Genomic DNA, 20,002 nt, shown 5'->3' on the forward strand with positions numbered 1-20,002 from the left:
CCCCGTGCCCCTGGCCGTCTTTTCGACGTACCGCGTTGTCATCTCATCCCCAGATGCAAGATTTTTATGCCACAAAGCGATTCTCCGGCCAAGGCGCAATTCTGTCGCGCTGCATATTCAGCACCCAATAGGCAGGAATTTGCTTAATATCTCGTTGATTGCGCCCAGAAAATGACCAGCCCGCGGCGCGGCTTTGGCGCAACAGATCCCGCGCCGCATTTTTGCCCCAATACACTGAACTGAAACAGTTATTTTACCAGGCACCGCGACATCCCCGCATCACGCCCTCCCGAACTGACTCAAAAGTGAGTCGACAATCATGGAAGCTGCCGGGAACCTTGGGTAATCCTGTTTCAACCAAGTGATTTACCCGAGGACGAGATGACTCTTACCCACCTGTTCAGCCCGGCCAGTTCTGTCTTCACAGGGGGCAATCCTGCGCCATCTCGGCTTGCAAGGGCCGGATTTGCGGCGCTTTTCCTCGGCTGCGCCAGCCTCGTGGCCCCGCCGCTGGCGGCACAGGACGTCACCTCGCAATTCCAGATCTCCGCCTTCAAGCAGGCCGTGGCCGAGGCCGCCTCGGTCGACGAGAGCATCGGTGCCTTCTACCGCAACCGCGACTACGCCCCGCTCTTCACCGGCGAATCCGACGGCCAGCGCCGCGGCGCCCTGCTGCGCGCGCTCGCCTCGGCCGACGATCACGGGCTGCCCTCGCTGCGCTACGACCCGGAAGAGCTGCGCGCCGCCTTCGCCGCCGCCGGCTCCACCCGCGAGCGCGGCAAGGTCGAGGTCATGGCCGCCCAGATGCTGGTGCAATTCTCCCGCGACCTGCAATCGGGCGCCACCGAGCCGCGCCGGATCGACAGCGGCATCGTCCGCGACATCCCCCGCCGCGCCCCCGAGGCGCTGCTGGCCGATTTCGCCTCGCAGGAGCCAATCACCTATTTCCGCACCCTCATGCCCCGCACGCCCGAATATGTGCGCCTGATGCGCGGCAAGCTCGAGCTCGAGAACCGCATCGCCCAGGGCGGCTGGGGGCCGCAGGTGCAGGTCAAGGCGCTGGAGCCGGGCCAGCAAGGGCCCGCCGTGGTCGCCCTGCGCAACCGCCTCATAGCCATGGGCTACCTCGGCCGCTCGGCCACGCAGACCTATGACGCCGCGATCACCCGCGCCGTGCAGACCTTCCAGATCGACCATGGCCTCAGCGCCGACGGCGTCGCCGGGCCGGGCACCATCGCCGCCCTCAACGTCTCGCCGGTCAAGCGGCTGGAGTCGGTCATCGTCGCCATGGAGCGCGAGCGCTGGCTGAACCGCCCGCGCGGCGCCCGCCACGTGCTGGTGAACATCCCCAGCTTCAAGGCCCAGATCATCGACAACGGCAAGGTCACCTTCGAAACCCGCTCGGTGGTGGGCAAGAACGTCCCCGACCAGCGCACGCCCGAGTTTTCCGACACCATGGAGCACATGGTGATCAACCCCACCTGGAACGTGCCGCGCTCGATCGCCACCAAGGAATATCTGCCGCTGTTCCAGCGCAACCCCAACGCCGCCGGCCACCTCAAGCTGATCGACCGGCGCGGCCGCGTCGTGCCGCGCGGCGCGGTGAACTTCCGGGCCTACAACGCCCGCAACTTCCCCTTCGCCATCAAGCAGCCGCCCTCGCGCAGCAACGCGCTCGGGCTGGTCAAGTTCATGTTCCCGAACAAGTACAACATCTACCTGCACGACACGCCCTCCAAGAGCCTGTTCAACCGCGATGTCCGCGCCTTCTCCCACGGCTGCATCCGGCTGGCCGACCCCTTCGACTTCGCCTACGCCCTGCTGGCGCGCCAGACCGACGACCCCAAGGGCACCTTCCAGTCGCTCCTGCGCACCGGGGCCGAAAGCATGGTCAAGCTCGACGTGCAGATCCCGGTTCACCTGATCTACCGCACCGCCTTTACCCAGGCCCGTGGCCACATGAACTACCGTGACGACATCTACGGCCGCGACGCCCGCATCTGGAACGCCATGGCCGAGATGGGGGTGAAGCTGCGCGGGGTCGAAAGCTGATCCCCGTGACCACCCTCACGATAGAAGACATCGCCATCGCCCTCGGAGCCCGCTTCGAGGGCGATGGTGCCTTTGCCGTCACCCACGCCGCCGAACCCGCCCGCGCCGGACCTGAGGCTCTCGCCCTTGCGATGGACCCGAAGTTCGCCGCCGGTCTCTCCGAGGGGCAGGCGCGCGCGGCCATGGTTTGGGAAGGCGCGGACTGGCAGGCAATGAACCTGACCGCGGTCATCTTCGCACCCCGCCCGCGCTACGCCATGGCCGGCCTCACCGCCATGCTCGACGCCGGGCCGCGCATCGCCCCCGGCATCCACCCCTCCGCGGTGATCGACCCCACCGCCCAGATCGGCGAAGGCGCCGCCATCGGCCCGCTTGCGGTGATCGGGGCAGGGGCCTCCATCGGCCCCAACGCCCGCATCGCCGCCCATGTCTCCATTGCCGAGGGCGCGCGCATCGGCCCCGACTGCCTGCTGCGCGAAGGCGTGCGCATCGGCCATTCCGTCACCATCGGCGCCCGCTTCATCGCCCAGCCCGGCGCGGTGGTCGGCGGCGACGGCTTTTCCTTCGTCACCCCCGAGGCCGGCGCGGTCGAGGCCGTGCGCAGCACGCTGGGCGAGCGCGGCGAGGCCCGCCAACAGGCCTATGCCCGCATCCACTCCCTCGGCGGCGTCACCATCGGCGACGATGTCGAACTCGGCGCAAATTCCTGCATCGACCAGGGCACCATCCATGCCACCGAGATCGGCTCGGGCACCAAGATCGACAACCTCGTGCAGGTCGGCCACAACGTCCGCACCGGGCGCGACTGCCTGCTCTGCGGCCAGGTCGGAATCGCCGGCTCCACCCGGCTCGGCGACCGCGTGGTGCTCGGCGGCCAGGCCGGCGTCACCGACCACCTCGACATCGGCGATGACGTGATCGCCGGCGCTGGCACCCTGCTGCGCACCAACCAGCCGAAGGGCCGGGTGATGCTGGGCAATCCGGCGATGGAAATGAAAGCCTCGATCGAAAGCTACAAGGGCCTACGCCGCCTTCCCAAGCTTCATAGAGACGTTACAGAGTTGAGAAAGAAGCTTTCCAAACCGGACTCGAGCACATAAATGAGCAACGTAGCGTAACAGACAGGTGGGCGGTATGTCGGACGCAGTCAAAGACAAGGTCATCCAGATCATCGCCGAGCAGGCGGTGCTGGAGCCCTCGGACGTGAAGATGGACAGCACCCTCGAAAGCCTCGGCATCGACAGCCTCGGGCTGGTCGAAAGCATCTTTGCCATCGAAGAGGCCTTCGACATCCAGGTTCCCTTCAACGCCAACGAGCCCTCCGAGAGCGATTTCGACATCTCCTCGGTCGCGGCCATCGTCGAGGCGGTTCAGGGGCTGGTGAAAGAACAGGCCTGACCGGCCTGGCAGAATTCTGAAAGGCAGGTCGATGACCCGATCCATGAAACGTGTCGTCATCACCGGCATGGGCACCATCAACGCGCTCGGCAAAAGCGTGCCCGAAACCCTCAAAGCCTTGGCCGAGGGCAAATGCGGCATCGCACCGATCAACGTGCGCGACGTCGAACGGCTCTCGGTGCAGATCGGCGGGCAGGTCCGCGACTTCGACCCCGAGGCCCATTTCAACCGCCAGCAGATCGCGCTCTACGACCGTTTCACCCAGTTCACCATGCTGGCCGCCAAGGAGGCGATGGCCCAGTCCGGGCTCGAGTTCCACGGGCTTCTGGCCGATGAGGCGGGGGCGATCTTCGGCACCGCCGGCGGCGGGGTGAACACCTGGGACGAGAACTACCGCACCGTCTACGAAGACGGAAAGAACCGCGTGCATCCCTTCGTCATCCCCAAGCTGATGAACAACGCCGCCACTTCCCACGTGTCGATGGAATACAACCTCAAGGGCCCGAGCTACTCGGTCGCCACCGCCTGCGCCTCCTCCAACCACGCCATGGGGCAGGCCTTCCACATGATCCGCTCCGGCGCCTCGCGCGCCATGGTCACGGGCGGGGCCGAGGCCATGCTCTCCTTCGGCGGGGTGAAGGCCTGGGAGGGGCTGCGGGTCATGTCCAAGGACGCCTGCCGCCCGTTCTCGCTGGGCCGCAACGGCATGGTGCAGGGCGAGGGGGCGGCGGTCTTCGTCTTCGAGGAGTATGAGCACGCCCGCGCCCGCGGTGCCGAGATCATCGCCGAGGTCGCAGGCTTCGCCATGAGTTCCGACGCCTCCGACATCGTCATGCCCTCCAAGCAAGGCGCAGCCCGCGCCGTGCGCGGCGCCATGCGCGACGGCGGCATCAACCCCGAGGAGGTCGGCTACATCAACGCCCACGGCACCGGCACGGCGGCCAACGACAAGACCGAATGCGCCGTGGTGGCCGATGTCTTCGGCTCCCACGCCGACAAGCTGATGATCTCCTCCACCAAGTCGATGCACGGCCACCTGATCGGCGGCACCGGCGCGGTCGAGCTTCTCGCCTGCATCATGGCGCTCCGCGACGGCATCATCGCCCCCACCATCGGCTACGAGGAGCCCGACCCCGAATGCGCGCTCGACGTGGTGCCCAACGAGGCCCGCGAGGCGCAGGTCGATACCGTCCTCTCCAACGCCTTCGCCTTTGGCGGGCTCAACGCCGTGCTGGCGCTGAAAAAGGTCTGACCGCCCCCAAACCCGCAGCGCCCCCGCTACCTCCGTAAAATTCAATTCAAATGCGCCCCTGACAAAGCGCGCCCCCTGTGCATTTTCTTGCTGCAAATATCTCCGGGGGGCGTGGGGGGCTGGCCCCCCACTCCGAGGCTTGCAAAGCACGCCACGCCCGCCAAACTCCCCCCATGCACCCGCGCAACGCCCCGCCCACCCCCAAGGCCCTCGCCGCCGTCCTGCGCGGCCCGGCCACGGCGCGCGAGCTGCTGATCTTCCGCCACCCGCAAACCGGCGACCAGCTCCCCAAGGGCACCCTCGAGCCGGGCGAGGCCCCCGAGGCCGCCGCCATCCGCGAGCTGCATGAGGAATCCGGCCTCTCCCTCACCGCGCCCCGCGCCATCGGCACATGGCACCGCCCCTGGGAGCCCGGCTATGCCGCCCCGCAGCTCTGGCACCTCTTCACCTTCGAGGCCCCGCCCGGCCTGCCCGAAACGTGGGATCACGCGGCAGAAGGCAGCCCCGCCGAGGCCGGGCTGATCTTCTCCTACCGCTGGGCCGCGCTCACCCCGGGGCTGGTGCAGGCCATGCGACCGCTCTTCGCCCCGGTGGTCCGGCGCATCCTCGAGGCTTGAAACGCAAAACGCCGCCCCGAAGGGCGGCGTCTGATCTTTTCGGCCTGTGGCCCGGCTCAGTTGGCCGCGGGCAGGGCCGCCTGAAGCGCGGTGAACCCGGCGGTGAACCCGGTCAGCGACACTTTCAGCCGCACCTTCTGGTCGGGCGCCCCGGCGGGCACCAGCGTCAGCGTGGCGGCATTGCCGGCCTTGAAGCCGTTCACATCCGCCGCCGTCATGCCGATCCGCGAGATGCAGCCGATCTGGGTGCAGAAGGTGTAGGGGTAGCGCTTGCCCTGCGAGCCATCGACCGAAAGCGTGATCTGCTCGGTCAGCAGCGTCTCCAGCGGGGTCACGATGTTGGCCCCGGCAATCGCCTGGCCACCGGGGGGCAGGGCGAAGAGGTTCATCTCGGCCACCGGGTTGTCGTTCTGGTCGTTCAGAAGCTGGTAAAGCTGGCACTGCTCGGGCTGGTCGCCATTGGCGGGCACGCAGCGCAGCTGCCAGTCGCCGTGGGTCTCCTTGGTGAAGAGCCCGCCGGCCGGCTGCTCTTCCTCGCCCTCGGGGGTGCCCATGGCGAGCCCGTCATCGGGCGAAGGGGTCTGGGATGCGCCCTCACCGGCGGCCTCGGCCTCCTCGGCGGCAGGCGCCTCGCCTGCGGGCGCCTCGGTGGCACCCTGTTCGGTGGTGGTCTCTTCGGTCGGGGTTTCCTCGGTGGCCGTCTCCTGCGCCCAAAGGGGCGTGGCGGCGATCATCAGCGCAAGAAAACTCGCTTTCGTCAGGTTCTGCATAGTCCTCAACAACCTTCTCGGGTTTTGAAATCGTGGAGCCGTCTAGCACAGGGCGCGGGGGATGTCAGGGAGAAATCCGGGACCACTGACGGGGCCGTGATCTGGCAGCGGGGCAGGGCGATGGGCAACTCGCTCAGGCGGGCAGGCACGGCGCGCGATCCCCCCGATCCGCCACCCGTCCGGGCACTGAAAAAGGGCCCCGAGAGGCCCTTTTGTGCGGGTCCGTTTTGATGGCCCGGACGACTGTTTTCAGCCGCTATATTTGGTTCTCCCTGCCGGACTGGCCGACTTGATGCCGGGACGCTATGGCAACTTGCCGCAGCCGTCAACCGCTAAAAGAACACCCCCCAAGAAATTGAACACGCTAAAAAAAATGCCGCGCCACAGGTGTGACGCGGCCAGTCTGACAGGGAGGAAGTCAATCCGGGCCAAGAGGACAGAGGCCCGAACAAGATGAATACTGGCAGACAAGGGTTAATACTTTATGTTGGGCCCGAAACTTATTTGGAGGGCCTCATGGGCGAGGGGATTTTCGTGGGCGGCGGCGGGGAAGACTACGCCACGCCACAGGAGCTGCTGCTGAACTATGCCAACCGCCACGGGCTGATCGCCGGGGCCACCGGCACCGGCAAGACGGTGACGCTTCAGATCCTCGCAGAGAGCTTCTCGGCCAATGGCGTTCCGGTCTTCATGGCCGACGTAAAGGGCGATCTCTCCGGCCTCGCCCGCTCCGGCTCCCCCGAGGCCAAGCTGCACGCCCCCTTCATGGAGCGCGCCGCAAAAATCGGCTTTGCCGACTACGCCTATTCCGCCTTTCCCGTCACCTTCTGGGATCTCTACGGCGAACAGGGCCACCCGGTGCGCACCACCGTCGCCGAGATGGGCCCGCTGCTGCTCTCCCGCCTGCTGGATCTCTCCGAGGCGCAGGAGGGCATCCTCAACATCGCCTTCCGCGTGGCCGACGAACAGGGCCTGCCGCTGCTCGACCTCAAGGATCTCCAGGCGCTGCTGGTCTGGGTCGGCGAAAACCGCTCCGAGCTGTCGCTGCGCTACGGCAATGTCTCCACCGCCTCCATCGGGGCGATCCAGCGCAGCCTGCTGGTGCTCGACAACCAGGGTGCCACCCGGTTCTTCGGCGAGCCCGCGCTCTCGCTCGACGATCTCTTTCTCACCGACGAGGCGGGCAGGGGCCGCGTCAACATCCTCGCCGCCGACCGCCTGATGGGCTCGCCCCAGCTCTACGCCACCTTCCTGCTCTGGATGCTCTCCGAACTCTTCGAGATGCTCCCCGAGGTGGGCGACCCCGACAAGCCCAAGCTGGTGTTCTTCTTCGACGAGGCCCACCTGCTTTTTGATGACGCCCCCAAGGCGCTGGTCGACAAGGTCGAGCAGGTGGCCCGCCTGATCCGCTCCAAGGGCGTGGGGGTGTATTTCTGCACCCAGAACCCGGCGGACGTGCCCGAGGATATCCTCGGCCAGCTCGGCAACCGGGTGCAGCACGCCCTGCGCGCCTTCACCGCCAAGGACCGCCGCGAGCTGAAACAGGCCGCCGAAACCTACCGCGACAACCCCCGCTTCTCGACCGAAGACGCGATCCGCGAGGTCGGCACCGGCGAGGCGGTGACCTCCTTCCTCATCCGCAAGGGCGCGCCGGGCGTGGTCGAGCGCACCCTGATCCGCCCGCCCTCCTCCCAGCTCGGCCCGATCACCGAGGCCGAGCGAAAGGCCCTCATCGCCACCTCTCCCGTCGCCGGCAAGTATGACGCCGCCATCGACCGCGACAGCGCCTACGAGATGCTGGCCAAGCGGGCCGCCGAGGCCGCCAGGGCCGCAGAGGCCGCCGAGGCCGAAGAGGAAGAGGCCCCGATGGCCGAACGCGAGTTCAAGGCCGGGCGGCGCTACTCCGGCAAGGGCGTGACCCGCTCCACCTCCAAACCCACCCGCTCCCGCTCCTCGCGCTCCGACAGCGTGGGCGAGGCCTTCGCCAAGAGCTTCGCCCGCCAGCTCGGCACCCGCAGCGGCAAGGCGCTGGTGCGCGGCATCTTCGGCACGCTGTTTTCGGGGCGGTAGGCGCGGGACATGTCCCCCAAGCCCCTGACGCGCCGTTCCAGAGTGGCGCCGCCCGATGCGCGCCGTAAGGCGCCGGGCAGCGCCGACCCGCCCCCCGGGGCGGCGCTTTGGTGAGGGGTGTGCTCACCATCGAGGAAGCACCCAAGCTGCGCCATAAAGTGCCACGAGCGAGCGTCAGCAGCGCCACCCCGCGGGTCGGCGCTGCCCGGCGCGCCCCGCGCTCTACGTCAGATAGCGGTTGAACCACTCCACCGTCCGCTCCCAGGCCAGCGTCGCGGCATCCTCGTCATACCGGGGTGTGGTGTCATTGTGGAATCCGTGGTTGGCCCCGGCATAGATATGCCCCTCATAGACCTTCCCGTTCTCCTTCAACGCCGCCTCGTACTCCGGCCAACCCGCGTTGATCCGCTCGTCCAGCTCGCCGTAGTGCAGCAGCAGCGGTGCCTGGATCTTCGGCACATCTTCCACCGCCGCCTGGCGGCCATAGAAGGGCACGCTCGCCCCCATCTCCGGATAGGCCACCGCCAGCGCATTGCACACGCCCCCGCCATAGCAGAAGCCCACGGCCCCCACCTTGCCGGTGGAGCCCTCATGCCCCATCAGATGCTCGAACCCGGCGAAGAAGTCGTTCATCAGCTTGGCCCCGTCGAGCCCGCGCTGCATTTCGCGCCCCTCGTCGTCATTGCCCGGATAGCCGCCCGCCGGGGTCAGCCCGTCCGGGCCCAGCGCCAGAAAGCCCGCCTTGGCCACGCGGCGCACCACGTCCTCGATATAGGGGTTCAGCCCCCGGTTCTCATGGATCACCAGCACCGCCGGGATCTTGCCCTCCACGCCCGCCGGGCGCGCCATCAGGCCGCGAATGGTGCCATGGCCCTCGGGGCTGTCGTATTCCACAACCTCGGTCTCGATCTCAGGATCGTCGGGCGCCACCTGCTGGGCCAGCGCGTAGTTTGGCTGCAAGGTCTCCAGCACGGCGGCGGCCGTCACACCGGCGGCCACGTATTTGCCGGCACCGGCGAGAAAGTCGCGCTTGGTCATCTTGCCATGCACGTAGCCGTCGTACATCTCGAGCAGCTTGGGGTGAAAATCGGCCGCCGTCATCCGGCGCGCTGGGGTCGGTTTGTTCATCAGGTGTCTCCCTGTCCACGAGGTTCCGTGTCATCCCGGCCGCAGGCTAGCATCGCCCCGGCGCGTCACCGCCTCACGTTCCCGTCATCGGGAACCCCGGCAGCCCCCCGCCCGTTGAGCAGTGGAAAGGAGGCCCGACATGTCCCCCGACAGCACAGAAGCCAACCTCTGGAAGATCGAAGAAACCTCGTGGACCAGCGGTGCCGATTTCGCCCGCTCCGTCACCCGTGACGATGCGGTCTTCGTGTTTCCCTACCCGGCAGGCATCCTCTCCGCCGAGGCCTCGCTCAAGGGGCTCGAAGGTGGCGAGCCCTGGCGCTCCGTCACCTTCCACGACCGCAGCTTCACCCGGCAGGGCCCTGTGGCGGTGCTGGCCTACAAGGCCGAAGCCGAGCGCAACGGCGAAACCCTCTACACCGCCCTCTGCGCCTCCACCTATGTCGACGATGGCGACGGCTGGCGCCTGATGAGCCACCAGCAAACCCCTGCCGCCATGGCCGAAGCCGGCGCCTGAGGCCAGTGAGTGAGGCCAGCCGCCCCGCACGGCAGGCCTCACGCCACACCCCTGCAATCGAAGATCACCCGAAGACCGCCCCCACCTGGGCCGCGGCAACCGGCCCCGCTGCGCCGTAGGGTGGGTGAAACCCACCACCCGACCAAGCGCGTAGGGTGGGTGAAACCCACCCCCCGACACACCCCGCCTATTCCGCCAGCATCGCCAGCGGACGCATCTTCAACCGGGTCAGCCGGTTGTCCTTACGCGCCACCACCTCGAAGCGGAACCCGTGGAACGAAAACACCTGCCCCACGGTCGGGATCGCCTGCGCCTCGTGAATGACCAGCCCGGCCACCGTGTTGGCCTCCTCGTCGGGCAGGTTCCAGTCGTTGGCGCGGTTCAGGTCGCGAATGGTCATCGAGCCGTCCACGATCCAGTCGCCCATGTCGGTGCGCCGCAGCGGGTGGTCCTCGTCGAGATCGAACTCGTCGGTGATCTCGCCCACGATCTCCTCGAGAATGTCCTCCAGCGTGATCAGCCCCTGCAAGGTGCCGTATTCGTCCACCACCAGCGCAAAATGCGTGTTGCGCCGCAGGAACTGGCGCATCTGGTCGTCCAGCGTGGTGGTCTCGGGCACGAAGTAGGGCTCCATCGCCACCTGCATCACGTCGATCACCGAAAGCGCCTCGGGCGCGCCGCCGCTGGCCAGCGCGGCGCGGTGGATGGCGCGCAGCAGGTCCTTGGCGTGGATCACGCCAACGATGTTCTCCTTGTCGTCCTTGAACAGCGGCAGGCGGGTGTGGCGGCTTTCGAGTGCCTGCGCCAGCACCTCGTCGGGGCTGGCATCCACGTCGATCATCTCGATCTGCGAGCGGTGCAGCATGATCTCCTCCACCGTCCGCTCCGCGAGGTCGAGCGCGCCCATCAGCCGGTCGCGGTCTTCCTTGTGCACCACGCCTTCCGAATGCCCAAGCGCCAGCGCCCCGGCAATTTCCTCATGCACCGAAAACATCTGCCCGTCCGGGTCGGTCTGCACCCCGAAGAGCCGCAGCAGCAGGCGCACCAGCGCCCGGATCGCCCCGACGATGGGCGCCAGCACCCGCACCAGCAGCCGGATCGGCTGGGCCACGCGGGCGGCGGCGGTCTCGGCATTGGTGATCGCATAGGTCTTGGGCAGCACCTCGGCAAAGATCAGCACCAGCAGCGTCATCACCAGCGTCGCCAGCGCCACCCCGCCATCGCCGAACACTCGGGTGAACAGGGCGGTCGCCAGCGAGGCCGCGAGGATGTTCACGAGGTTGTTGCCCAGAAGCACGGCGCCAATGAGCTTTTCATTGTCCTCCGTCACCTCCAGCGCCACCTCGGCGCCGCGCTCGCCCCGGTCGGCCTTCGAGCGGAGCTTGCCGCGCGAGGCGGCGGTCAGGGCGGTTTCGGAGCCGGAAAAGAAGGCGGAGCAGACCAGCAGCAGCAAAATGCCGCCGGAGGTCAGCCAGAATGCGGTGTCTAGCACTGAGGAGGCCGGGGTTGGGTCATGGTTGCACTGTTATGGGGCCGGGCGGGGGCAGCTTCAAGCGGCGCCAAAGAAAAACGGCGACCCCGAAGGGCCGCCGCCATGTCGTTGTCGAGGCGCTGGGGCTCAGAACCCGGCCTTGATCTTCTCGAACTCGGCAATCATCTGCTCGCGCAGCTTGTTGTCCATCGGCAGCTGGGCCAGCAGCGGGGTGCTGACCTCGCCAAGGCCCACTTCGTCGAGGGTCTCGCTCGGGATCTTGGCCATCTCCTCGGTGTTGGAGTTGCCGTAGCCCCATTCTTCCACGATGTATTCCACCGAGGAGGGCGAGAGCCAGGAGTTGATGAAGTCATGCGCCTTGTCTTCCGAGCCGGGGCCGTCGACCAGGTTCACGTAGCCGCAGAACCAGACCGAAGAGCCCTCTTCCGCCTCGCGCTGGAAGCCGATGTTGTAGCCATCGCCGCGCATCGAAGCCGGGGTCTCGCTCCAGGCCCAGGAAAACAGCACTTCGCCGGTGCTCATCAGCTGCGCCAGCTCGGCGCCGTCGGCCCAGTAGGCGCGCACGTTCGGATGCACCTCGCGCAGCCATGCGCTGGCGGCCTCGAAGTCTTCTTGCGTCGCCTTGGTCCAGTCGCTCACGCCGGTCGCCAGATAGGCCAGCGCATAGATGTCATCCACGTTGTCGGGCAGCGAGATGCGCCCCGCATACTGCGGGTCCTTGAACACCTGAAGCGTGGTGAGCTGATCGGCGCTCATCTCGTCGGCATTGTAGGCAATCGCGGTCGAGCCGTTGTCGGCGGGGATGAAATAGACCTGATCGCCATCGGTGAAGATCGGGTCGTTCTTGTACTGCTCGGCCACGGTCGCATAGCGCGGGATCTTGGAAATGTCCCAGGGCTCGATCAGCCCGGCCTGCCGCCACTTGTCCACCGACTGCGAGCAGGGGTGCGCCATGTCGGCCTTGAAGCCCGAGCGCAGCTTCTGGAAGGCCTCTTCCTCCTCACCGAAGAAGGTGAAGCTCGGGTTGTCGCCGTATTTCTCGATGTACTCGCCAAAGAAGCCCGGGTCCTCGAACCCCGACCAGTCGAAGATCAGCAGCTCGGAATCCGCTGCGCTGGCGGCCAGCGAAGTGGAAAGAAGAAACGCTGCAGCAGCAGAAAGATGTCGCGCCATGATGTGGTGGTCCTTTGGTTGGCGGTGTGATCACGGTTTGAAACGCTAGCCGCGCCGGGCCTTGCCTACAAGGGAAAATCTGACGAGGGGCCGCAGCAGGGCAGGGGGCGGCGGCGCGCTGATTGACAGAAGCGCAAGCCCCGGCAAAACTTGCACAAAATTGAGGAGACCTCGCAACATGATCGGTGTCGAATGGGTGCGGATGATGGCCCGCTACAATGCCTGGCAGAACGAGCAGATCATGGTCGCCGTCCGCCGCCTCCCGGCCCCCGAGATGACAGCCGACCGCGGCGCCTTCTTCGGGTCGATCCTCGGCACCCTCAATCACATCGTCTGGGGCGACATGCGCTGGATCTCGCGCTTCGACGGCGGCCCCGAGCCGCAGACCACCCTGAAGGAGAGCGCCAGCTACTTTCCCACCGCCGGGGCATGGGAGGCAGGGCGTTTCCAGCTCGACGGGCGCATCCGGGTCTGGGCCGCCGGCCTGCGCGAGATCGACCTCGTGGGCGACCTCAAATGGTACTCCAGCGATAATGACGCCGAGTACCGCAAGCCCGTCGGCGTCTGCGTCACCCAGATGTTCAATCACCAGACCCACCACCGCGGGCAGGTCCACGCCATGCTCACCTCCATCGGCGTCGATCCCGGCATCACAGACCTGCCGTTCCTGCCCGGAAGCTGAGCGATCCTGTTACCCCGTCACGCCTTCAATAGAGCGATGACCAACACGCCGCATGTCGTGATGAAATAGCCCGTGAGCTTACGCCACGGAATATGGAACCCTCTGAAATCGCTGGATAAATAACTCGGCACCTCTCCGCCGATGTGGTGCTGTTGCAACGCAACCCTCGAGCACGTTTTCGTGTCCCCATCGTGTGCTTATCCCCGGCCCGAACCCGCTTATCTCTCCCTCCATACCGCAGCCCCCCGGGTCGCGGACAAACCCTCTGAGAAGGATATGGAGACAATGAAAACACCCACCACATTTGCCGCCATCGCGCTCGGCACCATCGCGAGCTTTTCCGCAGGTGCGGCGCTGGCCCAAACCACCACCTTCGACAACCGCGGCGCGGCCGAAGACCGTCTGGAAGACCTGAACGAAGACATCACCGACGATTACGACCGTGACGTCGACGCCTTCGGCAACACCGGCCGCAAGCTCGGCTTCGACGGCTCCGTCGCCCTGCGCTCCACCGCCCAGTCGGGCAACACCGACAGCTTCGACGTCGGCCTCGGCGCCAACCTCGGCTGGTACGACGGTGTGAACGGCTTCGACTTCAACGTGGTCTACGACTACGGCGAGAGCAACGAGGTGAAGGACAAGGAGAGCCTGCTCTACGGCCTCGAGTACACCCGTGACTTCGGCGACAAGTGGTACGCCTACGCCCAGGTTCAGGGCAGCCAGGACGACTTCGCCTCCTACACGCGGGACACCTTCGCGGGCTTCGGCGTCGGCTACAAGGTCGTCGAAACGCCGACCACCGCCTGGTATGTGTCCGCAGGCCCCGGCTACCGCTGGGCCGAGCTGTCTGACGGCACCGAGATCGAAGAAGAAGCCGCCTCGATCGGCTCCAACTTCCAGACCAAGATCACCGAGACCGTTTTTCTCACCAACGACACCGATTTCATCTTTTCGGAGTCCGACAACGTGATCTACAACGACCTCGGCGTGAACGTGGCCATGAGCAACGCCCTGGCGCTGCGCACCTCGATCACGACCGAATACCACACCGATCCGCTGCCCGGTGACAAGAACACCGACAACACTTTCGGCGTGTCGCTGGTCTACAGCTTCAACTGATACGATTTCCCTCGTGATCAGAAGAAGAAGGCCCGTCCAGAAATGGGCGGGCCTTTTTCGTTGCGCCCCTGCGGCCCGCAATGCTCTGGTTCCCGTCCACAGGCATCCCGATTCCCGCCGCAGGTCCGAGGCTCCAGATGAACCGGAAAAACCCACCCGACCGCCCCGCCGAGACGGGAATCACCGCCGCCAATCCTCCTGTCTCGCAACAGACCATCGCACAGGTGCTCGAGTGCTATGCGCGGGGCTATTCCAGCCAGCAGGCCGCCGACAGCGCCGGTGTCGACCTCGCCACCGTCAACCGGATCCTCGGCGATGCCATCGACGCGCAGGACAGCTCGGACTGAGCCCCACCGGCACCCGCAAGCAGGTCACCCCGCCAGTTCGACCGCCCGACCATCGCGTGACGAGGTCTCGATGGCCTCGATCAACCGATGCGAAGCCAGCGCCTCCCGCCCCGTCACCAGCGGCGCGCGCCCCTCGCGGATCGCCGTGGAAAAATCCTCGATCACCCTCTGATGCCAATCGTGCTTGGCCACCTCTTCGGCGCCCAGCACCTCCTCGCGCCCGTCGCGCCAGCTCACCACCACCCCGTCGCGGCCAATCCGCAGCGAGCCCTGCTCGAAATGCAGCGAGATCGTCTCGCCGCGATTTGGGAACATCGCCGTGCTCGCCACGAAGGAGCCCACCGCGCCATTGGCAAAGCTCAGCCCGGCCACGGCCATATCCTCCGCCTCCATCCGGTGCAGCTTCGATGTGGCCGTCATGCCCTGAACGCGGACAACCGGGCCGGTCAGGCTCAGCGCCAGGTCGATGGAATGGATCACGTTGGTGATCATCACCCCGCCGCCGTCGCGGGCATAGGTGCCGCGCCCCAGCTCGTCGTAATAGCTCTGCGCGCGCCAGATCGGCACCGCAATCTCCACCACGCCCAGCGCGCCAAGGGCACCCCCAGCCACCAGCGCCGCCGCCGCCCGCGACGCGGCCCGCACCCGGTGCTGAAACACCACTCCCAGCGCCACCCCGGCCCCTTCGCAGATCTCCACCACCGCCTCGGCCTCGGCCAGCGTCCGCCCCAGCGGCTTCTCCAGCAGAATATGCTTGCCCGCCGCCGCCAGCGGCCCGATCAGCTCGGCCCTTACACTCGGCGGCGTGGCAATGATCACCATCCCGATCCCCGGGTCCGCGATCACCTCGCCGATGTCCGAGATGAACCGGGGCGCGTCGCCCTCGCAAAGCTCCGCGAGGTATCCCGCCCGCTCCGGATGGCGCGAGACCACCGCCTTCAGCGCCAGCCCCTCCGCCGCCGCCAGCGCCGCCACATGGGTCTTCGCGATCATCCCCGCGCCCACCAGCGCCACGCCCACTCCGTCTCCGGTCATCTCCGCCCTCCCGTCGTCTCCCGCGCCACCCTAGCCGCGCCTCCCATGCGAGGCCATATCGCGCTTGCCCATTGAGCCGCGCCTCCCATCGCGCTACATCCCCTCCACCAAGGGAGCCAAAGCGATGAAAGACCTCGACCAGACCATCCCCGCCCTCGTCACCGAGATGGGTGAGCGCGCCCGCGCCGCTGCTGCCGAACTGTCTTTCTCCCCGCCAGAAGCGCGCAACGCCGCCCTCAAGGCCGCCGGCGCGGCGCTTCTCGCCTCGCGCGCCGAGATCCTCGACGCCAATGCGCGTGACATGGACTACGGCCGCGAGAAGGGCCTGACCGATGCCATGATGGACCGCCTCATGCTCGACGAGGCCCGCATCCAGGGCATGGTCGATGGCCTCGCGGCCATCGCCGCCCAGCCCGACCCCCTCGGCGAGGTGATCGAAGAGTGGGACCGTCCCACCGGCCTGCACATCCGCAAGGTCCGCACCCCCCTCGGCGTCATCGGCGTGATCTACGAAAGCCGCCCCAACGTCACGGCGGATGCCGGCGCCCTCTGCCTCAAGTCCGGCAATGCGGTGATCCTGCGCGGCGGCTCCGAGAGCCACCACAGCGCCCGCGCCATCCACGCCGCCCTCCAAGCTGGGCTGCGCGAGGCCGGGCTGCCCGAGGATGCCATCCAGCTCATGCCCACCCGCGACCGCGAGGCCGTGGCCGAGATGCTGCGCGCCACCGCCTATATCGACGTGATCGTCCCCCGGGGCGGCAAGGGACTCGTCGGCCTCGTCCAGCGCGAAGCCCGCGTGCCGGTCTTTGCCCACCTCGAAGGCATCTGCCACGTCTACATCGACGCCGCCGCCGACGCCGAGAAGGCCATGAAGGTGGTGCTCAACGCCAAGACCCGCCGCACCGGCATCTGCGGCTCCGCCGAATGCCTGCTGGTGCACGCCAGCCAAACTGACCTCGGTCAGAAAATCGTCGACGCGCTGATGGAAGCGGGCGTGGAGGTCTACGCCCAAGGCCTCACCGGCACCCGCCCCGCCACCGAGGAGGACTTCGGCAAGGAGTTCCTCGACATGAAGATCGCAGCGAAAGTGGTGGACGACATCGACGCGGCCATCGCCCACATCCGCACCTACGGCTCGCAGCACACCGAGGCGATCCTCACCGAAGACCAAGCCGCCGCCGACCGCTTCTTCCAGCGCCTCGACAGCGCCATCCTGATGCACAACGCCTCCACGCAATTCGCCGACGGCGGCGAATTCGGCATGGGCGCCGAGATCGGCATCGCCACCGGCAAGATGCACGCCCGCGGCCCGGTCGGCGCGCGCGAGCTGACCAGCTTCAAGTATCTGGTGAAGGGCGACGGCACCACGCGCGCCTGACCCGTTCATTTTCTTGCTGCAAATATCTCCGGGGGGTGTGGGGGGCTGGCCCCCCACTTGAAGCCGCGGTGTGGGGGGCTGGCCCCCCACTTAAAGCCGTGGCGTGGGGGGCTGGCCCCCCACTGAACGGCGCAATCAAAACGCCGCCCTATCGGTCAAATCGCAACCACACCCCGCCTCAAAACCGCACCACCATCTCCCCCTCGCGCCGCTCGATCGCAATCTCCCGGCCCAGCACGCCAACCGCCATCGGCAACAGCAGAAACTGCACCATCGCCGGGTTCAGCCCCTCGGCCTCGCCACCCAGCGCCGCCCAGGCGCTCTCTTCGCCGCGCATCCGGGGCGCCAGCGCCGCCACCTCCCAGCCGCCCTCCAGCGGCTGCACCGTGATCATCCCGCCATAGGCCAGCTCGACCTCCAGACAGTTGATCGCCAGAAACACCGCACGCAGCTCCGCCCGCGCCACCGGCCCGGGCTCGGGCCAGTCCACCTGCACCCGCCCGCCGCCGAAATACTCCTTCAGCGTTCCGCCGATCTCCGCCGCGCTCACCCCCTGGCCGGCATCCGCCCGGCCAAAGGCAATGCGGAAGAACTTGATCCGCCCCTGCGCGTTGCGCACGCTCTCTTCCACCAGCCCCAGCTCCGGGCTGCCCTTCAGCCCCGACATCGCCAGCAGCTCCACCCCATTGCCGATTGCCCCCACCGGGCTTATCAGGTCATGGCAGATCCGCGACGCCACCCGCACCGCCAAGTCAAATCCATCCATCGTCGCATCCCCCATCTTCACCTCCCGGAGCACCCCATGCCCGCCGACCTCAATGCCATTCTCGAACCCGGAATGCTCGTCCGCCACCCCGGACAGCCCGATTGGGGGCTGGGGCAGGTGCAATCCAACATTGGCGGCCGGATCACCGTGAACTTCGAGCATGCGGGCAAGGTCACCATCGACGGCAAGAACGTTCTCCTCGAAATCATCTTCGATCCCTGACCTTCGCGGGTCATGGTTAACATGCCATTAATGCGCCGGCCGCGTCACTCACGCCCGGCGGGCGGCACGCCCGGGTTGCATGGGGCCTGCCTCCTGCCTAAAACCCATCCAACAGGGCGCAGGGCAGGGGTGAGACTGGCATAATGCAGGCCGATGCGCCGAAATTCGAAGTGCGGCTCGCCGCGGGCCAGGCCGATCTCGCCGCCGCCCAGCGCCTGCGCTACGAGGTCTTCGTCACCGAATTGGGCGGCGACGGCGAGATGGTCGACCATGACGCCCGCCTTGAGGCCGACCGCTACGATCCCCACTGCGACCATCTCCTCCTGATCGACCACGCCCAGCCCGCCGAGCTGCCCGCAGCCGGAGGGGGCGCGGTGGTCGGCGTCTACCGCCTGCTTCCCGGCGCGCGCGCAGCCGAAATCGGCGGCTTCTACACCGAAGGCGAATACGACCTCACCCCGCTCAAGACCTCCGGGCGCAGGCTGCTCGAACTCGGCCGTTCCTGCCTCGCGCCCCGCTACCGCGGTGGCATCGCCATGTATCACCTCTGGAGCGCGCTCTGGGATTATGTCGAGGCCCGCGAGATCGAAGTCCTCTTCGGCACCGCCTCCTTCCACGGCACCGACACCGCCGCCCTCGCCGCGCCGCTCTCCATGCTCCACCACAACCACCTCGCCCCCGAGGCCCTGCGCCCCACCGCGCTGCCGCCCCGGGCCCGCGACATGAACCTGCGCCCCGAGGCCGAGCTCGACCGCGCCGCCGCCATGCGCGAGGTGCCCGCGCTCATCAAGGCCTACCTGCGGCTCGGCGGATGGGTCGGGCAGGGGGCCTGGGTCGATGCGGCGTTCAACACCACCGACGTCTGCCTCGTGCTCGACGCGGCCCGGGTCAGCCCGCGCCAGGTGGCGATCTACCGGAAAGACCGTCCGCTTTGAGCGAGAAGCCCGCCGACAGCCCGCTCTGGCATGGCGACAGCCCGCTGCCGCCCGCGCCCCTCGGCCCGCTCGGCTGGGCGCGGGTGCTGCTGCGCGGCGCGCCGCTCGGGCTCATCACCTTCGGCTGCCTCGCCCTGCTGCTGCTCTGCCGCCTGATCGAGCGCCCGCTCTGCGGTCACGCCCGCCCGGTCACGCCCTTCATCACCCAGTTCGTCTGCAAATCCGCCTTCCTCTGCCTCGGCATGAAGCACCGCACCCTCGGCACCCCGATGGCTCATCGCGGCGCGATCGTCGCCAACCACGCAAGCTGGCTCGACATCTACGCCCTGAACGCCCCCCAGCGGATCTACTACGTCGCCAAGGCCGAGGTCGCCGGCTGGCCCGGCATCGGCTGGCTGGCCCGGGCCACCGGCACCGTCTTCATCCGCCGCGACCGGCGCGAGGCCAAGGCCCAGCAGGAGGTCTTCGAGGAGCGGCTGCGGATGAACCACCGCCTGCTGTTCTTCCCCGAGGGCACATCAACCGACGGCCTCCGGGTGCTGCCCTTCAAGCCGACGCTGTTCCAGGCCTTCTACAGCCACGACATGCCCGAGATCCTGCACATCCAGCCGGTCACGGTGGTCTACCACGCGCCCGAGGGCGAGGATCCGCGCTTCTACGGCTGGTGGGGCGACATGGATTTCGGCTCGGGCCTGCTGCGGGTGCTCGGGGCGCGGCGCAACGGCGCGGTCGACATCCTGTTTCACGCGCCGATCCCGGTCGCCGGGGCGGGGGGGCGCAAGGCGCTGGCGGCGGCCTGCGAGGCGGCGGTGCGCGAGGGGCTTCACGCCCGGCTCCCCGCGGCCGTCTGAGCCGCCCCGCGGTCAGGACGTGTGGTCAGGACATGTGGTCAGGACATGTGGTCAGGTCTAGTGGGCGGGGCACGCCGTCACGGCGCCGGGGAGCCCGATGGGTTAACCCGATCCGGTTGTGCAAAAATCGCGTATGCACGGGCTGTGTACGGGATGTGTACAGGTTGTGCCTGTGACATATTTGCGGTTAACGCCCTTCCT

At 67.3% G+C, this 20,002-nt stretch carries 20 protein-coding genes; 14 read left to right on the forward strand and 6 right to left on the reverse strand.

The genetic code is table 11. The features are described 5' to 3' along the window. The first annotated feature begins 381 nt into the window (after positions 1-381). The 5 genes from GTH22_RS04480 (at position 382) to GTH22_RS04500 (ending at position 5,319) form a co-directional block, all read left to right on the forward strand. The gene (locus tag GTH22_RS04480; RefSeq protein WP_252943544.1) at positions 382-2,052 is read left to right on the forward strand and encodes a murein L,D-transpeptidase; all 1,671 of its coding nucleotides are present in this window, start codon (positions 382-384) and stop codon (positions 2,050-2,052) included. Between the two features lie 5 nt (positions 2,053-2,057). Further along, a complete protein-coding gene (gene lpxD, locus GTH22_RS04485) occupies positions 2,058-3,152 on the forward strand; it encodes a UDP-3-O-(3-hydroxymyristoyl)glucosamine N-acyltransferase (protein ID WP_252943545.1) in 1,095 nt (364 codons plus the stop codon). Positions 3,153-3,186: 34 nt separating this feature from the next. After that, a complete protein-coding gene (locus GTH22_RS04490) occupies positions 3,187-3,450 on the forward strand; it encodes an acyl carrier protein (protein ID WP_252943546.1) in 264 nt (87 codons plus the stop codon). Positions 3,451-3,493: 43 nt separating this feature from the next. Continuing rightward, complete coding sequence (locus tag GTH22_RS04495; protein ID WP_252947568.1) at positions 3,494-4,702, forward strand: beta-ketoacyl synthase; 1,209 nt, start codon at positions 3,494-3,496, stop codon at positions 4,700-4,702. Between the two features lie 173 nt (positions 4,703-4,875). Continuing rightward, positions 4,876-5,319 (forward strand): NUDIX domain-containing protein, encoded by a 444-nt coding sequence (locus tag GTH22_RS04500; RefSeq protein ID WP_252943547.1) that lies wholly within the window; start codon positions 4,876-4,878, stop codon positions 5,317-5,319. Positions 5,320-5,375: 56 nt separating this feature from the next. Here GTH22_RS04500 and GTH22_RS04505 read toward each other — a convergent pair whose 3' ends face one another. Continuing rightward, on the reverse strand, positions 5,376-6,089 hold the full coding sequence (locus GTH22_RS04505) for an invasion associated locus B family protein (RefSeq protein ID WP_252943548.1): 714 nt from the start codon (positions 6,087-6,089) through the stop codon (positions 5,376-5,378). A gap of 516 nt (positions 6,090-6,605) precedes the next feature. On the opposite strand from GTH22_RS04505, the gene GTH22_RS04510 reads away from it, so the two are divergent. Continuing rightward, complete coding sequence (locus GTH22_RS04510) at positions 6,606-8,159, forward strand: helicase HerA-like domain-containing protein (RefSeq protein ID WP_252943549.1); 1,554 nt, start codon at positions 6,606-6,608, stop codon at positions 8,157-8,159. A gap of 222 nt (positions 8,160-8,381) precedes the next feature. On the opposite strand, the gene yghX is transcribed toward GTH22_RS04510, so the two are convergent. Further along, positions 8,382-9,287, reverse strand: a complete 906-nt coding sequence (gene yghX, locus GTH22_RS04515) for a YghX family hydrolase (protein ID WP_252943550.1) — start codon at positions 9,285-9,287, stop codon at positions 8,382-8,384. A 139-nt stretch (positions 9,288-9,426) separates the two neighbouring features. Between yghX and GTH22_RS04520 the strand changes: the two genes are divergently transcribed. After that, on the forward strand, positions 9,427-9,801 hold the full coding sequence (locus GTH22_RS04520; RefSeq protein WP_252943551.1) for a DUF4440 domain-containing protein: 375 nt from the start codon (positions 9,427-9,429) through the stop codon (positions 9,799-9,801). Between the two features lie 187 nt (positions 9,802-9,988). Here GTH22_RS04520 and GTH22_RS04525 read toward each other — a convergent pair whose 3' ends face one another. Together GTH22_RS04525 and GTH22_RS04530 are read right to left on the reverse strand one after the other, a co-directional pair. After that, the gene (locus GTH22_RS04525) at positions 9,989-11,293 is read right to left on the reverse strand and encodes a CNNM domain-containing protein (protein ID WP_252943552.1); all 1,305 of its coding nucleotides are present in this window, start codon (positions 11,291-11,293) and stop codon (positions 9,989-9,991) included. A 126-nt stretch (positions 11,294-11,419) separates the two neighbouring features. Beyond that, positions 11,420-12,466 carry an extracellular solute-binding protein gene (locus GTH22_RS04530; protein ID WP_252943553.1) on the reverse strand — a complete coding sequence of 349 codons (1,047 nt, stop codon included), beginning with the start codon at positions 12,464-12,466 and terminating at the stop codon, positions 11,420-11,422. A 178-nt stretch (positions 12,467-12,644) separates the two neighbouring features. Here GTH22_RS04530 and GTH22_RS04535 point away from each other — a divergent pair, with 178 nt between their 5' ends. The 3 genes from GTH22_RS04535 (at position 12,645) to GTH22_RS04545 (ending at position 14,614) form a co-directional block, all read left to right on the forward strand. Beyond that, entirely contained in the window at positions 12,645-13,148 is a 504-nt protein-coding gene (locus tag GTH22_RS04535) for a DinB family protein (protein ID WP_252943554.1), read from the forward strand. Positions 13,149-13,433: 285 nt separating this feature from the next. Beyond that, entirely contained in the window at positions 13,434-14,267 is an 834-nt protein-coding gene (locus GTH22_RS04540) for a YdiY family protein (protein WP_252943556.1), read from the forward strand. A 137-nt stretch (positions 14,268-14,404) separates the two neighbouring features. Then, the gene (locus tag GTH22_RS04545; RefSeq protein WP_252943557.1) at positions 14,405-14,614 is read left to right on the forward strand and encodes a hypothetical protein; all 210 of its coding nucleotides are present in this window, start codon (positions 14,405-14,407) and stop codon (positions 14,612-14,614) included. Positions 14,615-14,638: 24 nt separating this feature from the next. Here GTH22_RS04545 and GTH22_RS22190 read toward each other — a convergent pair whose 3' ends face one another. Continuing rightward, entirely contained in the window at positions 14,639-15,649 is a 1,011-nt protein-coding gene (locus GTH22_RS22190; RefSeq protein WP_305884652.1) for a Gfo/Idh/MocA family protein, read from the reverse strand. Positions 15,650-15,773: 124 nt separating this feature from the next. Here GTH22_RS22190 and GTH22_RS04560 point away from each other — a divergent pair, with 124 nt between their 5' ends. Further along, the gene (locus GTH22_RS04560; RefSeq protein WP_252943559.1) at positions 15,774-17,027 is read left to right on the forward strand and encodes a glutamate-5-semialdehyde dehydrogenase; all 1,254 of its coding nucleotides are present in this window, start codon (positions 15,774-15,776) and stop codon (positions 17,025-17,027) included. 178 nt (positions 17,028-17,205) lie between these two features. On the opposite strand, the gene GTH22_RS04565 is transcribed toward GTH22_RS04560, so the two are convergent. Further along, the gene (locus tag GTH22_RS04565) at positions 17,206-17,793 is read right to left on the reverse strand and encodes a histidine phosphotransferase family protein (protein WP_252943561.1); all 588 of its coding nucleotides are present in this window, start codon (positions 17,791-17,793) and stop codon (positions 17,206-17,208) included. 36 nt (positions 17,794-17,829) lie between these two features. On the opposite strand from GTH22_RS04565, the gene GTH22_RS04570 reads away from it, so the two are divergent. The 3 genes from GTH22_RS04570 to GTH22_RS04580 all read left to right on the forward strand — a co-directional run bounded on the left by GTH22_RS04570 (position 17,830) and on the right by GTH22_RS04580 (position 19,801). After that, positions 17,830-18,015, forward strand: coding sequence for a DUF3553 domain-containing protein (locus GTH22_RS04570; RefSeq protein WP_252943562.1), 186 nt, complete (start codon positions 17,830-17,832; stop codon positions 18,013-18,015). A 143-nt stretch (positions 18,016-18,158) separates the two neighbouring features. Continuing rightward, on the forward strand, positions 18,159-18,950 hold the full coding sequence (locus GTH22_RS04575) for a GNAT family N-acetyltransferase (protein ID WP_252943565.1): 792 nt from the start codon (positions 18,159-18,161) through the stop codon (positions 18,948-18,950). Then, a complete protein-coding gene (locus tag GTH22_RS04580; protein ID WP_371928316.1) occupies positions 18,947-19,801 on the forward strand; it encodes a lysophospholipid acyltransferase family protein in 855 nt (284 codons plus the stop codon). Before GTH22_RS04575 ends, GTH22_RS04580 begins: the two co-directional genes overlap by 4 nt. Positions 19,802-20,002 lie beyond the last annotated feature (201 nt).

It is taken from the genome of Oceanicola sp. 502str15 (genome assembly GCF_024105635.1).
Classification (GTDB): Bacteria; Pseudomonadota; Alphaproteobacteria; order Rhodobacterales; family Rhodobacteraceae; genus Vannielia.